Raw genomic sequence first — 14,791 nt, 5'->3', positions numbered from 1 at the left:
TGATTAATAATCTATACCAGGTAAATGCGAAACTAAATAATTGTGGCCATTGTGTAAACAGTGGATACATATTCCTGCGCAAACCATAGCGGAAGGAGCGGGTTTGCGCAGGAATATGTATCTGCTGTATACGCAATTAAGATATCTTCAGAGTTTCGCAATTACCTAAATAATCTATACAATAATATGGTACACATTATACAACAGCTTATTCCTGATTACAACCTTACTCAACGGTAACCGCTTTTGCCAGATTACGTGGCTGATCTACATTAGAGCCACGATGTACACTGGTATAATAGGAAAGAAGCTGCATAGCAATAGCTGCTGTAAATGGTGCCAGAATATCCGAGGTATTTGGAAGAGCTATATGATAATCATAAATCTCACGATTAATCTCCTGTCTTTCATTCGTAATCAATATTACCTCTGCCCCTCTTGCTTTAACTTCCCGGATATTCGATATCATTTTTGGATATACCTTGGACTGCGTAGCCAGTGCAACTACCGGAACTCCCTCTGTAATCAGTGATAGGGTTCCATGCTTTAACTCACCCGCTGCATAGGCTTCCGAATGAATATAGCTAATCTCCTTTAGCTTAATAGAGCCTTCACAGCACAATGCATAATCCAGACCTCGTCCGATAAAGAATAGATCCTCCTTACATATCAAATTCTTTCCTATGGCATCGATTTTCTTATCTAATTGCAGGGTTTGCTCCACTGCCGGTATTACAGATTTAAGTTCCTGAATATATTCCGCACATTGTTCCTTTGTGATGGTACGACGAAGATATGCAAAATGATAGGAAAGTAAATACAAGCATGACAACTGTGCTGTATACGCTTTCGTACTTGCAACTGCAATCTCCGGTCCGGCATGGGTATATAATACATAATCACTTTCCCGTGCAATGGTAGAGCCTTTCACATTTACGATAGATAATGTAACCGCACCCGCTTCCTTTGCCAGTCGTAATGATGCCAAGGTATCCGCTGTCTCTCCGGACTGAGATATGGTAATTACCAACGTATTCTCATCCATGATGGGTTCCTGATAACGAAATTCCGATGCTATCTCTACAACAACTGGAATTCGTAAAAGCTTTTCTATTAATGCCCTACCAATCAATCCGGCATGCATGGCTGTACCACAGGCAGTTATTATGACACGGTTAACCTTTTCAAATATCCGGTTGGGAATTTGATCAACAGACAGATCAGGAAGATTATCCATTGTAATTCTGGGCAATATGGTAGAACGTATTGCTTCTGGTTGTTCAAATATTTCCTTTAGCATAAAATGAGGATACCCATTCTTCTGAGCTGCTGTAATGTCCCAATTCACATGAAGCAGGTTGGGCGTAACCTCTTCATGGTCCATATTATAAATTGTAATATCTTCCTTCGTCAGCCTTGCAATATGATGTTCCGGTAGCACAAAATAATCCTTGGAGAATTTAATCAAAGCCACCATATCGGAGGCTACGATGGAACCCTCAGGAACATGGCAGGCTACTAAAGGACTTGCATTTCTGACACAATAAATTGTACCCGGTTCCTCTGAAAACAATATGCAGAAAGCATAAGCGCCTTCCAGTTTTTTCACAGCCTCACGAATTGCATGAAATGCATCTCCGTCATACAAACTATCGATGAGCATGGCTACTATCTCACTATCGGTCTGGGAAATTGGATGTTTCCTAGCTGAAGAAAGTTCCATCTCTAGTTCATGATAATTTTCTATAATGCCATTATGAATCAAGGTTACCCTTCCATGGGTATGTGGATGCGCATTTTGATCTGTTACTCCTCCGTGAGTAGCCCATCTTGTATGGCCTATTCCACTGGTTTGCTTTAGATCACTGAACTCATTCACCTTCGTAACGAGATCCGATACTTTACCAACTGTTTTTATTGTTTTAAATTGATCCCTGCCTGATAAAGTAATGCCTGCACTGTCATAACCACGATACTCCAAGGACTTTAAACCATCGATTAATATATTTTTTGCTTCTCTTTGACCTGTAAATCCGATAATTCCACACATAATTACTCCCTTTCCGCGCACTCAATAAGGGATTGTTTTAAACGAAACCTGAACTGCTTCGTCCTGTTTCCAGGACACAACAAGCTAAAGATCGTCTAAAGCCATCCTTACGCACTAACAAATATAATAAATATAAAGTATTCTTTACTGCATATGAAATCCCATACTCTAGAATTTCGACATGAATTCATAGCACAAGTAAGCTTCGTACTGATGACGAAGTCATAACTGCACCTAATTCATTTTCTTGGTTGTATCGCTGTTGTTCTACAGTTACCCATAGTTTTTTTCGATACATAACATGCCCAAGTGCACGAGAGAGCATCCGCCGAACACTTCGCTAACTCTCTACCTCGTCAACCTCTAAATTACTTAACCCAATAGAGGTACATGGCGCTAATTTAAACATTTCTGTTAGACAGATCTTGGGTTGATCTTGTGAATAGTTACCTTGTGATCACAATACATTCTATGTGGCTGCCCTCCCTTCGGTGAATATCTAATAGGTTATTCCACATTTCAATCGAAATACTCCTATACTCGAATTTAATAGGAATGACTGTGATACAGTCATGTTATCATTTGGATTAAGGTATGTCAACTGAAAAGATACTGCACTATAAGGTCAGAGCTGTCCTTACAAAGTAATTAAAGTAATTTCTGATAAGTCTTCTATAACAATGAAAAGTGTTGCAGAATAACCTTTCTCATAAAACCGTATGACAGCTACGAGAACATTATTTTGCAACACTCTAGTGAGGGATGAATCCCTATGAATCGAGAAACATACCAAACCATTATTTTAATAGCATCTGTTGCTGATAGAGATAGTATACCATCTCATATCGCTTGCATTTAGTATTTATTATTTTGTCTCCCGATGCCTTCCTCTCTAACATTGTGTTCCTGATTTTGATTTCTGGGCTTAACGGAATTCGTTACGTTGTTGAATTTTTCCTGATCCTTTTTCTGTCTTACTTTTTCTCGTTTCCCTTGATCCATAGATATCACCTCATACATAGTATGGGATAATTATCATGGATTATACACAATATACATAAAAATGTAGTTCTCAAATTCAAGCCTCGGATGCAGTCTCTATAGACAGATGATATCTACAGATCATTTAAAATATCACTAAAATCAATAGAGAGATCTTTATAAAGACCAATGGGTACCTTGTCCGTAAACGAATAATATTGCGGAGCATCCTCTTTATGAAACTGATATACCGTCACCTTCTGTTTGTCCGGATCAATAATCCAATACTCCTTTACGCCTGCATCCAGATATTTGTTCAGCTTTTTAATATAGTCCAGCCGGCTGCTGCTTTTTGAAACAATCTCTGCCACATAATCAGGTGCCCCATTATAGCGTTTCTCATCCAGCTTATTCATATCGCAGATTATCATTAAGTCCGGTTGCACAATCGTCTTATCGTCATTATCAAGACGAACATCAAATGGAGATAGGAATACCTTGCACTTACCGCCCTTTTCCTTAATATATTTCTTAATTTGGAAAAACAACTCCCCTAAAATAGTCTGATGCATCAGTGTAGGTGTCTCCATGAAGAAGAAGGAACCATTAATTAATTCCGCTCTTACATCCTCTGGTAAATCATAATAGTCCTGAAGCGTATAATTACGAGGTGTACCATAGGCTAAGGACTCTCGTAAGGCTTCCACATCCGTCCTTTCCGTCTCATAGGGATGATAATTCAGTGCTTCTGCAAGTGCTTCAATCGTATCATGCCTGGGTGACTTGGTAGCTCCACTTAAAATCTTGTTTACCGTTCCAACCGGTACGCCAGACTTTTCAGACAGCTCCTCATTCGTCAGCTTTTGTAGCTTTTTTAATTTTTTTAGTAACTCAATATCCATAGAACGCCCCCCTAAAACGTAGAATATAGAATTGTTGAAAGGTTACTCAAGTAGTTTTGAAGCAAATTTTCTCTACTCACAAGTATTTTACCATTAATATAATAAATAAGCAATATAAAATTACCGCATTCGGTCATTTATTTTTTTATCATTTTCCGTATGCGGTAATTGGTTTTTTTGTATTTCGTTATATGTCATAACTACGCTCTTATGCTACGGCCAGTAATAATAAAGCAGTCTCAACAGTTTCCTTCATATACATATTTTAGGTGTTTTCTTGCGATTTCAGCCAAATGGTATACTTTATTCACAGGAGTTGCTTCTTTGTCATACATTTTCCATCTTGGGAAAAATCTAGATATATGAAGAGGTATCTCAGGGTTTATGTTTGCAATCCAGTTAGAGAGAGCTTCGATTTCCTCCTCGGAATCATTTTCTCCTGGTACAATTAATGTGGTTATCTCCACATGGCATTTTGCAGATGCTAGTTCAATGGAACGTTTCACGGTCTCTAAATCGCCTCTAAGCTTATGGTAATAGCTCTCGGTGAATCCTTTTAAATCAATATTAAATGCATCGATCAGCGGCAACAGTCTCTTCAACGGCTCTTCACAGATATACCCGTTGGTTACCACAACATTTTTTAAATTCTTTTCCCTCGCACGAGCTGCACAATCCCTTACAAATTCGAAACCAATCAATGGTTCATTATAGGTAAATGCAATTCCTATATTTCCCCTATCCCGTAATTGCAATGCCTTTTTCACCAATTCTTCGATATCAACCTGTTCTGTCTCTATATCCCTTTTTCCAACCATTGAAATATCACAATTCTGACAGAAGGGACAGTTTAAATTACAGCCATAGCTCCCTATGGATAGGATTTTACTTCCGGGATAATAATGATATAGCGGCTTCTTTTCTATGGGATCCAGCGCTACGGCTGTCATCCGTCCATAATTATCACAGACTATGGTACCGTTTTTATTCGTTCTTGCATTACAAAGTCCAATATGACCCTCCTCTATCTTACAGTGATGGGGGCATATATCACATTGTACTTTCAACGATGTCTCACCACCTCAAAGCGCTCCATAGTAAATGCTTCATTATCATAGATACCTGCTTTTTTCTTTGCGATGGCTATCTGCTTTTCAACGGAATCCACACCTTCCAGATTAGGTAACAGTAATCCTCTTTTTCGACCCGATGATATGATAACTCCGTATCGCTTTTCATCCAATTCTGATATATTCTCTATTGGCTCCGGTTCTGCGAGTACGTCAACACTATAGATTAGCTCGTCCAGCTCTGCTTCTGTAACAGGGGGGAATCTTGGATCCTCAACTCCCGCACTGATGGCATTTCGTATAATTTCATTGGCTACATTTGCCGTAATCGGAGAAATGGTTCCTATACACCCTCGCAAGGAGCCATGCTTTTTTAAGGAGACGAACACCCCTGCTTTATTCTTCAGCATTTCCTCAGGTAAATCATCCGGAAGCTTAAGCTTCTTTCCCGTAGTGAGGTATGTTTCCAGGGATAAACGAGCCAAATGCACATATACGTCCTCGCTTTTTTGTCGCTCTCTTGCCAGCTCCTTCTGTTTTTTCGTAAAAATCTCATCAAAATGGCGACCTTCGTCCTCACCCTGTAAGATAAATTCACATACGGCATAACCCACTCCAAAAGGGCCCTCATAGGACAGAAGATCAGAGGCCACAGCTCTTCCGCTCAAGGCACCCGACATGATGATAAAGGATCGTAATCCACATTCCGCTGCAGCCTCACAAAAGTCCGGTGAAAACTCCATGAAATCAAGAAAACTTCCTTTTCTCATTGCCTCTGTTACTTCCTGGTCGAAGCGAACTCCTTTCTCAGCATATCCATAAGGCCCGTCCTCCTTTAGCTTATGAGAAAGATCACCACTGGCTACAAACACAATTCGCCGATTTAATTTTTCTGCTGTTTTCGTAATGCACTTTCCCAGATGATAATGATCGGGAAAGGATAAGCCGGATAAACCAATTCGTACCACCTTATATTCTTTCAAGTACTCATTGATAAAATAAAGGGGTACCATCGTTCCATGATCAAGGGATGGGTCCTTCTCTCCAAGAGTTCCAGCCTCTATTCCCTCTCTCTCAGCACAGAATTCCAGAGCTTCTACAAATTCCTCATCATAATTAACGTGTATCGCTACCTTCTTTGCACCGAAGCGTCCAAAATCACCCTTAGCTGATCTTCCGGGTGATATGTGAAAATAATCAGAGTACATGATAGTATGAGGAGAGGTAATAATTATGGTATCCGGATTAAGATCTGCAATACGCTTCGCTACCTCCCGATAGCTTTCAATGGTTGCTGCTATCATCTTCTCCTCCCCTTTTCCTACTTCCGGTATGATAAGTGGCGGATGTGGAACAATAAATGCACCAACAAGGGACATTAAAACACCTCCTTAAGTATATTTATTATGCTATATTCTATATTATTGTTATTAACTATTGTTACTAAGATTATGAGAAATTATAGAAAAAGGAGATGCCAATTGACATCGCCTTAATATACTGTCTTGTAAGAGAATTCCTATATATCTCCCTCCACTAAATTTTAACACTATATGTTTTATATGGCAATTAATTTTGCTTATTACATGGAGAACAGCCCTTAATATTTGTTACTGTACGGGCCGGAATTCCGGCTTAAAGTAATATTAAAAGGCTAAGTTCGTCATTATAACACTGACAATAATTCCTGTCAGTGTAGTGGCAAGGCATCCGATAAGTGTATAACGCGTCTTCTTTACTCCTGCTGCCATGAAATAGACTGCCAGCGTATAAAATATTGTTTCTGTACAGCTCATCATTATGGATACCATCCTGCCCAGATAGGAATCCGGGCCAAATTCCTTAAAAATATCTAACACAAGACTGGTTGCTGCAGAGGAGGAGAACATTTTAATTATTGCTACCGGAACTAGCTCTGAAGGAAAGTGCAACATATTTGTAATGGGCTTAATCAAATCAGATATTATATTTAATGCTCCAGAAGCTCTTAAAACGCCAATAGCGACCATTAAACCGATTAGTGTGGGTAAAATATCTACCACCACCTTAAAGCCGTCCTTTGCTCCTTCCACGAATTCATCATAACTATTTGTCTTCGACAGCAATGCAAACCCAATAATATAAAAGAAAATAAACGGAATAATGTAATCAGACAGGTATATGATAAACCTCATGTAACCCCACCCTCTTTCTGTAACTACTATGTTATCTGATTTACCCATATCAATATCTATGCAACGTTTCAACGAATCTTACTGTGTTTGCTAAGTTTTCTTGCAACTACTGCAAATACGATTCCAACAGCCGTAGAGCACATTGTAGATATTAAGCCCGCAACTAGAATTTCAGCCGGATTAGCAGATCCGTACTGGCTACGATAGGCAATAATATTTACCGGTATTAGCTGTAGCGAGGAAATATTAATAATTAATAATGTGCACATATCACAGCTTGCCACTTCCGAGTCATGGTTCAGTTTTTTTAGCTCTTTTATTGCCATAAGCCCCATTGGGGTGGCTGCCCAACCAAGGCCTAATATATTCGCAATCATATTGGAGGCTATATATTCATTGACGATGTGATCCTTCGGTATATCCGGAAACAAAAAATGGATAAAGGGCCGGAGCGCTTTTGTAAAGGCTGTGACCAATCCGCATTTTTTTGCCACCTGCATAATTCCTGTCCACATTGCTACTATTCCCAGCATGGTAATGGCAAGCGAAACGGCTTCTCTCGAAGAATTGATTGTCGCTTTACTTACTTCTCCAATCTCACCCTGAAGTATACCTACCGTAATGCCTAAAAGGATCATGATAGCCCATAAATAGTTTAGCATTGAATCATCGCACCCCTTCTAAGATAAATTATGTAATGATAAAATATTCTACATTTTACACAAACTTTTAACTCAATTTATATACATTATTAATACTATATTCTCAGATTTTACAAAAATGCCCCCTAATACTATAAATATATGGTATTAATTGACTCTCTCTTACATTTATTGTTTAAATTGTGCTATGTTTTGACAATTATTTTAGTTGACTTATAAAATATCCTATGATATCTTATTTATTGCTATATACAAATAATGTAAGATGGTATTTATAAGGTACATTACGTATATTAGCAATCTATTTATTTTATTCCCCAATACACTTGAGAAAAGGAGGCCTATTATGAAAAGTACAGGTATCGTAAGAAGACTTGATGAACTTGGAAGAATTACTCTTCCTATCGAGTTAAGAAGAACTTTGGATGTTAGTGAAAGAGATCCATTAGAAATCTTCGTTGATGAAGGCAAAATTATTCTTCAAAAATATGAACCTACTGATATTTTTAGCGGAAGCAAAGATAACTTGTTAGAATATCAAGGTAAGAAGATTTCTAAAGACACCATCGTTGAACTTGCAAAACTTGCAGGCATTATCGAGTAATTTACATATTATTTATGCTTACAAAAAGAACCTGCTCATTGTAGCAGGTTCTTTTATATTGAATGGAAACCTCTCCGATATTCCTATTCACTCTAATCTTTCGGTACAAAGGGAACTACACCCCATAGGGTATCCGCGGGCACACTATAATACTCTCCCGTAGGAATCCCATCAAGATAAATTTCCCCTATTATATAAGAATCGTCCTTCGCTTGTCCATGCATGGGTAACGGCACTCCGTCATCTGATGAATAGATGACTTGTCCTGTTTCTATGTCATTTTTATATAAGTATTTCGTCATCTGATCCTGTTCCAGTCCGTCCTTAAACTTTCCTTCTGTGATTGTTGTGCTTTTATACGTATCTGTCTCATTCTCTATTTGATATTTGATTTCCACTGTTTTACCTTTTCCGTTGGGTAAATCATTTTCCCATTGCCCTTGGTAGTAATAATAGTCCTTCCTATCTTCCTTACATATAAGGTACAATCCGTTTCCTTGTCGAACGCCACCGGTATTATCTCCGAAATATAAAGTGTGATTGTCATAGATAATAAGCATATTGTTACCAGAAGCAACATCCTTATAATAAACCGGTACATCCTTCGATATTACTTCCCGGAAGAATATTCCGCCCATTACTTTCAGAGCTTGTTCCATATCATTTTCCTGTAATGCTTTATATAAGGAGCTTAATGTATTCTTCCTTTGCTCCTGAGTAATCTTAAGTTCTGTTGCCCGCTCCATAAGATGCTCTGTCTCTTCATCGTCGGAGTACTTTGAGGCAATACCAAGTAACATAATCGCCTTACTATAATCCTTTCGTAAAATATAGATCTCAGCTAAACGATTATATGCAGCAGACTCTTTTGGTAATAGTCTCATAGCCTCTTCATATTTTGCTATTCCATCATTATAATTCTCTTGAACGATATACTCCTGAGCCTGAGTAATCATTTCATCATAATCCTGTTTTTTCAAGTAATATTCCACTGTCTCCAGAGTTTTGTTCAATTCATTATTCTCTGTTATTTCCAGACCTTCCAGTATCTCTTCCTGCGCCAGATCATACTCACCCAATTGAATATAGGCTTCTGCAATTTTTCGATATGTCTCACTCTCTTTATTCTTTATCAGCTTTGCTTTCTCATACTCATCAATTGCTTTCTCATATTCCTTGTTCGAGAAAAAAATCTCAGCACGGGAAATAGACTGAAGATAGTCATAATCTGCCTTTTCCGATTTAACCTCCTCAATCTTATATTTTACTATGCTATTCGCAGTTTTCTGATAGCATGAGCGTAACGTTTCAAGTGCTTTATCATAATCATTCAGCCCGATATAAGCATCTGCCATACCAATTGAGAGTGTATTTAAATCCCCCTCCTTCATTGCTATGGCCTTTTTATACGCTGCTACTGCCTGCTCATAACTTCCTGCCTTTAAATAGTTTTCAGCCATTACAGCTTGTTCCATATATTCATTATCTTCAGATAAATTCTTAAAAACCAAGATTCCGAATAATAATATAAGAAAGCCTAGAATTGCTGCAAGTACTTTTCCCTCTTTTGTTCGAAATATCGTGTAAAACATTATTTCACCTCCAAAAGACAGTTAATACTCTTCATCTGCTTCCTCTTGAATAAGCATTTGATACACCTCTCTTTTGCTTATTCCCCTATCCTTTGCAACTAACTTCATTGCCTCCTTTTTATCCTTCCCCTGATCTTGATATATTTTCATATGCTCTCTAATGTCAATCTCTTCCCATCGTTCCTGTTTTTCGGTTTCTACTTCTTTCCGTGATTTGCCCTCGACTACCAGCACATATTCCCCTTTTGGTTCCTGTTGCTCGAAGTATTCAGTGGCTTCTGAAAGTGTGGATTGCATAATTGTTTCATGCTTTTTTGTAAGTTCCTTTATAATCGCAACTCTTCTGGCCCCTAATTCCTGTGTCAGTTCTTTCAGGGTTTTACTTAGTCTATGTGGAGCTTCATATAAAATGATGGTTCTGGTCTCCAGCTTCAGCTCCTCCAAAATTCGCTGTCTCTCCCTTTTATCCGAAGGCAGAAAAGCCTCAAAGCAAAATCTTCTAGTTGGTAGACCAGATAACGTTAATGCCGTAATTGCAGCGCATGCTCCGGGGAGGGAGGTTACCTGAATTCCCGCCAAATATGCCTGTCGGACTAATTCTTCTCCCGGATCCGATATCCCTGGGGTTCCTGCGTCCGTAATGAGTGCTATATTCTTTCCTTCTCGCAATTGCTCTACCAGATTTCTTGCTTTTTCCACCTTGTTATACTCATGATAGCTTGTCATAGGTGTTTTTATTTCATAGTGGTTAAGTAATTTAATACTATGCCTCGTATCCTCGGCGGCAATTAAGTCCACTTCCTTCAGCGTCTTTATAACGCGAAATGTGATATCCTCCAAGTTACCGATGGGCGTCGCACATAAATATAATATACCGGACATATCAATCGACATTCCTTTCTCTTTGAGTAGCTCAATACGATAACATATCACTGATGTTGTTAGTATCCATAGATCTCATAAATCTCGTCCGTATAAACACCCTGTTCTTTATATACAATCAAAGGCGCTTCCACTTTAATCATGGATTTTGCACCCTTAATACATTCCAGTAAAACCATATTCGGTTCCTTATCCACATATGGATACACTAATTTCATTCGTTTTGGTTCCAGCTTATATGTGCTAAGGGTGTTCATGATTTCTACCAGTCGAAAGGGTCTATGAACAAGATAAAACCTTCCACCCGGTCTGAGCAGCTTTCCGGCTTCTCGAATTACGTCCTCCAAAGTACAAAGTATCTCGTGCCGGGCTATGGCTTTAGACTCCCTGGGATTTACGATCCCATGGTTATGGTTCATATAGGGTGGATTACTGGTAACAACGTCAAAGGAAGCCAATTCGAAAATAGAAGAGGCCTCCTTGATATCACCTATCACTATATCAACTTTATCTTCCAGTTTATTCAAGGCCACACTGCGTCGAGCCATATCCGCACTTTCTTCTTGTATTTCAAGTCCGGTAAAATGCCTTCCCTCTGTTTTGGCCTCAAGCAGTATCGGTATTATGCCGGTTCCTGTTCCCAGATCCAATACTCTTTCTCCCTGAAGTACCCTGGCGAACCCTGAAAGCAGAACCGCATCCATACCAAAGCAAAATTTATTGGTATTTTGAATAATTTTATAATTATTACGGTGAAGATCATCGATCCGTTCACCCGGCTTCAGAATATCTTCTTCCATGATTTCTTTATTCATCATCCAGTAGGGATTTTCCTTCCTTCTTTTCTAACAGCTCCAATACTCTTAATTCCTCATCCTCAATTGAAGTTGTTTTCTCTTTCCGTTTCTTTTTATTGAAGCGCAAATCATCCACTTTATATTCACGAACTTCCTTTTCATCATTTTCCAAGGTAACAATAACCTTTACCAACTGCTTCAGAACACTGACGCTTGACACTTCACCCTTTAAATTATCCTTCGTTGTAACGAAATCTCCCACATTAGGCAGCTTACTGTTCAGTTCTTCATAAGCCTCTTCCTCATTCTTAAGACAGCACATAAGTCTTCCGCAAACACCGGAAATCTTCGTTGGATTCAGAGAAAGATTTTGCTCCTTTGCCATCTTAATGGAAACGGGAGCGAACTCAGATAAATGGGTATGACAGCATAACGGTCTTCCACAAATCCCAATTCCCCCAACAATTTTGGTCTCGTCCCTTACACCAATTTGTCTTAATTCTATTCTTGTCTTAAAAACAGAGGCAAGGTCCTTTACCAGCTCACGAAAATCAATTCTTCCATCTGCCGTAAAGTAGAAAAGCACCTTATTGTTATCAAAGGTATATTCTGAATCAATTAACTTCATTTCTAAACCGTGTTTTTTGATTTTCTCAAGGCAAATAGCGAATGCTTCTTTTTCCTTCTCTTTATTCTTTCTTTCAATTGCATCATCCTCTTCGGTTGCCTGACGGATAACCGGCTTTAATGGTTGAATGATTTTGTCATCCTCCACAAGGCGAGGACCCAATACTACCATACCGTATTCAATTCCTCTGGCCGTTTCAACAATTACATTATCCCCCTGTTTAATATCGTATCCTGCAGGATCAAAATAATAGATCTTTCCTGCTCTACGAAATCTTACACCGATTACATTAACCATTGCTGTTCTCCTTTATAGTAAGTAACATAAGCTCAATTGCAATATCAAAATTAACATTGGCTTTTAATCTTATTTTCGCTTTTTCCATGGCTTTTATAATATTCTCAACACCTTCATAGCTTCTGGTATTGGCCTGGATCTTCAGAAAGGTAAGCTCCTCTCTGTATAGTAATAAATCTGGATTCATGGTAGCCTTGTACATTAGTACGTCCCTATACCATAAAAGCATTAAATCAATATAATCTTCAATGGATGCCTTATTGGACGTAAGGGTTTTAAGACCGGATACTATCTCATGAAGTTCCATTTCATCGATATATTTTAATATATGAAGTACATTCTCCTTCATTTGTTCGAACTCTTCTGAGGAGGCATACTTAATCGCTTTCCCTACGTTTCCACCAGAAAATGCTGCTGCCATCTCCGCCTTATAATCCGGAATATGATGACGGGTCATCAGATATTCTTTGATCTGTTGCTTATCGACAGGTCTTAGATTCAATAGAACACACCTAGATAGTATGGTTGGCAGCATACTGCTAATATTATTCACCAGAAGCAAAATAATCGCATATTCCGGGGGTTCCTCTATCGTTTTCAGCAACGCATTTTGTGCCTGTTCCGTTAACTTGTCCGCAGAATCAATAATATATACCTTATAAGGGCTGTTATATGGCTTTACGTGTATGTCTGCATTCACCTGTACTCGGATATCATCCACACCGATACTGGCTTTCTCATGAGTAACCCATATGATATCCGGATGATTCCCAGAATCATATTGCATACAGGATTTACAGCGATTACAGGCTTCGATGCCACCTTCCTCACATTGCAGTGTTTTAGCAAACACTCCGGCCAGTAGCTTTTTTCCCATACCCTCTTCACCACATATGATATATGCATGCGAAACTTTTCGGGAGCTAATTGCATTTTGCAGATGTTCAATAATGCTTTCATGACCGATAATCAAACCAAAATTCTGCATAGTACCTCCAATCGCCTGCCTTACAGACTATGATATCCGAACTTTATGTTAATATATCCAGTAACAATCCTCTAATTTCATCTATTTTATTTAAAATCGTGATATGATCCTTCTCATCCTTAATCAGTTCTGCTGCCAGCTCGTCCAAATTCTTATCCACCAGTTTGATCATAGTATAAACTCTATGTCTGCCTTTCTTATCAAGGAAATTCTCTCTGGAGAACTTGTGGGAACGATTCACTATTTCATTCATAAATTCCTTGATCAGCTCTCGATAATGCTTCATATCCGTTACATCCATATGCTTTGCAAGCTTTTTCCCTTGCGCAGATATTTCCTGCAGAATTACATTCAACCTAGCCTGCAGTTCTTGTTCCTCAATATGAGAAATTAACGTAAACTTAAAAGTACCGTCTGCTTCCGGCACCGATGGCTTTTGCTCTATCGGATTAACTGGCTGCATTTGGTTTACTTTAATCTCCATAACGGACCTCCTTTGTACATGAACGGAATATGTGAAGCTGACTATAAGTATAACACATTATCTCAATTCTTTACAGTAAAATTTTTGATATCCTCTATTACGTTAAATAAGCAAATATTGATATCTATATTTTGATATCGTTTTGTGATGCCATACTTCTTAAGGTTTTCTTCGGAAAAATCCTCTTCATCTGCCAGATACCTTCTGCACATTTCAGCATATTTGGGCTGCTCCTGCTTTTGCTCCCTTTTGATAGCACGCATAAGACGTATGCCATCCTCTACCTCTATATAGATTGGTATTACTTTATCCTTACCAAAGTATTCCCTTATTTGCTGATATGTCTCCAATGTTCCGATCATAAGATAATCAGACTTCTCAAGCTGAATCTGCCCATCATTTACAGTAAAATAGTGCCAGGTACCATGAATCGTTTCATAGGAGCGGTGTTCTATTATTTTATTCTGCTTTTGAAGCTCATGTAATTTTTCTTCATTAACAAAAATATATTCCACACCATTTACTTCCGATTTTCTGATTGGCCGGGTAGTATACATAACGGCTGTCTTCAGATTCAATTCTTCGGTTTCCAGTAACCTTTTATATATGGTATCCTTCCCGGTTGCACTTTTTCCCATAACGATGAAAATCCTACCCATTATTTCGTTCCTTTCTCATTC

15 protein-coding genes are annotated in these 14,791 nt (G+C 38.5%); 1 reads left to right on the top strand and 14 read right to left on the bottom strand.

Translation table 11 applies throughout. From position 1 onward, the window contains the following. Positions 1-226 precede the first annotated feature (226 nt). The 7 genes from glmS to H0486_RS00120 form a co-directional block, all read right to left on the bottom strand. A complete protein-coding gene (gene glmS / locus H0486_RS00150) occupies positions 227-2,050 on the bottom strand; it encodes a glutamine--fructose-6-phosphate transaminase (isomerizing) (RefSeq protein ID WP_228351085.1) in 1,824 nt (607 codons plus the stop codon). An 855-nt stretch (positions 2,051-2,905) separates the two neighbouring features. Further along, the gene (locus tag H0486_RS00145) at positions 2,906-3,052 is read right to left on the bottom strand and encodes a hypothetical protein (protein WP_228351084.1); all 147 of its coding nucleotides are present in this window, start codon (positions 3,050-3,052) and stop codon (positions 2,906-2,908) included. A 113-nt stretch (positions 3,053-3,165) separates the two neighbouring features. After that, positions 3,166-3,933, bottom strand: a complete 768-nt coding sequence (locus H0486_RS00140) for a Uma2 family endonuclease (RefSeq protein WP_228351083.1) — start codon at positions 3,931-3,933, stop codon at positions 3,166-3,168. A 239-nt stretch (positions 3,934-4,172) separates the two neighbouring features. Further along, complete coding sequence (gene amrS, locus H0486_RS00135; protein ID WP_228351082.1) at positions 4,173-5,000, bottom strand: AmmeMemoRadiSam system radical SAM enzyme; 828 nt, start codon at positions 4,998-5,000, stop codon at positions 4,173-4,175. Beyond that, positions 4,997-6,382, bottom strand: a complete 1,386-nt coding sequence (gene amrA, locus H0486_RS00130) for an AmmeMemoRadiSam system protein A (RefSeq protein WP_228351081.1) — start codon at positions 6,380-6,382, stop codon at positions 4,997-4,999. Before amrA ends, amrS begins: the two co-directional genes overlap by 4 nt. A 267-nt stretch (positions 6,383-6,649) precedes the next feature. Further along, positions 6,650-7,177 carry a spore maturation protein gene (locus H0486_RS00125; RefSeq protein ID WP_228351080.1) on the bottom strand — a complete coding sequence of 176 codons (528 nt, stop codon included), beginning with the start codon at positions 7,175-7,177 and terminating at the stop codon, positions 6,650-6,652. Positions 7,178-7,245: 68 nt separating this feature from the next. Continuing rightward, the gene (locus tag H0486_RS00120) at positions 7,246-7,839 is read right to left on the bottom strand and encodes a nucleoside recognition protein (RefSeq protein ID WP_228351079.1); all 594 of its coding nucleotides are present in this window, start codon (positions 7,837-7,839) and stop codon (positions 7,246-7,248) included. Between the two features lie 346 nt (positions 7,840-8,185). Here H0486_RS00120 and H0486_RS00115 point away from each other — a divergent pair, with 346 nt between their 5' ends. Next, positions 8,186-8,443: an AbrB/MazE/SpoVT family DNA-binding domain-containing protein gene (locus H0486_RS00115; protein ID WP_228351078.1), complete on the top strand. Its 258-nt coding sequence runs from the start codon at positions 8,186-8,188 to the stop codon at positions 8,441-8,443. A gap of 92 nt (positions 8,444-8,535) precedes the next feature. On the opposite strand, the gene H0486_RS00110 is transcribed toward H0486_RS00115, so the two are convergent. The 7 genes from H0486_RS00110 to H0486_RS00080 form a co-directional block, all read right to left on the bottom strand. Beyond that, the gene (locus H0486_RS00110) at positions 8,536-10,035 is read right to left on the bottom strand and encodes a tetratricopeptide repeat protein (protein WP_228351077.1); all 1,500 of its coding nucleotides are present in this window, start codon (positions 10,033-10,035) and stop codon (positions 8,536-8,538) included. Positions 10,036-10,056: 21 nt separating this feature from the next. After that, a complete protein-coding gene (gene rsmI, locus H0486_RS00105) occupies positions 10,057-10,917 on the bottom strand; it encodes a 16S rRNA (cytidine(1402)-2'-O)-methyltransferase (RefSeq protein ID WP_228354326.1) in 861 nt (286 codons plus the stop codon). Positions 10,918-10,976: 59 nt separating this feature from the next. Next, positions 10,977-11,735 (bottom strand): tRNA1(Val) (adenine(37)-N6)-methyltransferase, encoded by a 759-nt coding sequence (locus H0486_RS00100; protein WP_330594371.1) that lies wholly within the window; start codon positions 11,733-11,735, stop codon positions 10,977-10,979. Beyond that, positions 11,725-12,639, bottom strand: coding sequence for a PSP1 domain-containing protein (locus H0486_RS00095; RefSeq protein WP_228351076.1), 915 nt, complete (start codon positions 12,637-12,639; stop codon positions 11,725-11,727). Before H0486_RS00095 ends, H0486_RS00100 begins: the two co-directional genes overlap by 11 nt. After that, positions 12,632-13,627 (bottom strand): DNA polymerase III subunit delta', encoded by a 996-nt coding sequence (holB, locus tag H0486_RS00090; protein WP_228351075.1) that lies wholly within the window; start codon positions 13,625-13,627, stop codon positions 12,632-12,634. The genes H0486_RS00095 and holB overlap by 8 nt, the downstream gene beginning before the upstream one ends. Positions 13,628-13,670: 43 nt before the next feature. Then, positions 13,671-14,111: a YaaR family protein gene (locus tag H0486_RS00085; protein ID WP_228351074.1), complete on the bottom strand. Its 441-nt coding sequence runs from the start codon at positions 14,109-14,111 to the stop codon at positions 13,671-13,673. A 62-nt stretch (positions 14,112-14,173) separates the two neighbouring features. Then, complete coding sequence (locus H0486_RS00080) at positions 14,174-14,770, bottom strand: nucleoside/nucleotide kinase family protein (protein WP_228351073.1); 597 nt, start codon at positions 14,768-14,770, stop codon at positions 14,174-14,176. Positions 14,771-14,791 lie beyond the last annotated feature (21 nt).

Origin of the sequence: Variimorphobacter saccharofermentans (assembly GCF_014174405.1) — a bacterium.
Lineage (GTDB): Bacteria > Bacillota > Clostridia > Lachnospirales > Lachnospiraceae > Mobilitalea > Mobilitalea saccharofermentans.
Note: the sequence above shows the minus strand (reverse complement) of the source record. Positions and strands in the feature narration are given on the sequence as shown.

Bases quoted from the DNA above. Each gene is read 5' to 3' on its own strand.
- H0486_RS00095 (WP_228351076.1), bottom strand. From the start codon at position 12,639: ATGGTTAATGTAATCGGTGTAAGATTTCGTAGAGCAGGAAAGATCTAT.
- holB (WP_228351075.1), bottom strand. From the start codon at position 13,627: ATGCAGAATTTTGGTTTGATTATCGGTCATGAAAGCATTATTGAACAT.
- H0486_RS00115 (WP_228351078.1), top strand. From the start codon at position 8,186: ATGAAAAGTACAGGTATCGTAAGAAGACTTGATGAACTTGGAAGAATT.
- H0486_RS00120 (WP_228351079.1), bottom strand. From the start codon at position 7,839: ATGCTAAACTATTTATGGGCTATCATGATCCTTTTAGGCATTACGGTA.
- H0486_RS00080 (WP_228351073.1), bottom strand. From the start codon at position 14,770: ATGGGTAGGATTTTCATCGTTATGGGAAAAAGTGCAACCGGGAAGGAT.
- H0486_RS00085 (WP_228351074.1), bottom strand. From the start codon at position 14,111: ATGGAGATTAAAGTAAACCAAATGCAGCCAGTTAATCCGATAGAGCAA.
- glmS (WP_228351085.1), bottom strand. From the start codon at position 2,050: ATGTGTGGAATTATCGGATTTACAGGTCAAAGAGAAGCAAAAAATATA.
- rsmI (WP_228354326.1), bottom strand. From the start codon at position 10,917: ATGTCCGGTATATTATATTTATGTGCGACGCCCATCGGTAACTTGGAG.
- H0486_RS00145 (WP_228351084.1), bottom strand. From the start codon at position 3,052: ATGGATCAAGGGAAACGAGAAAAAGTAAGACAGAAAAAGGATCAGGAA.
- H0486_RS00110 (WP_228351077.1), bottom strand. From the start codon at position 10,035: ATGTTTTACACGATATTTCGAACAAAAGAGGGAAAAGTACTTGCAGCA.
- H0486_RS00140 (WP_228351083.1), bottom strand. From the start codon at position 3,933: ATGGATATTGAGTTACTAAAAAAATTAAAAAAGCTACAAAAGCTGACG.
- amrA (WP_228351081.1), bottom strand. From the start codon at position 6,382: ATGTCCCTTGTTGGTGCATTTATTGTTCCACATCCGCCACTTATCATA.
- H0486_RS00125 (WP_228351080.1), bottom strand. From the start codon at position 7,177: ATGAGGTTTATCATATACCTGTCTGATTACATTATTCCGTTTATTTTC.
- H0486_RS00100 (WP_330594371.1), bottom strand. From the start codon at position 11,735: ATGATGAATAAAGAAATCATGGAAGAAGATATTCTGAAGCCGGGTGAA.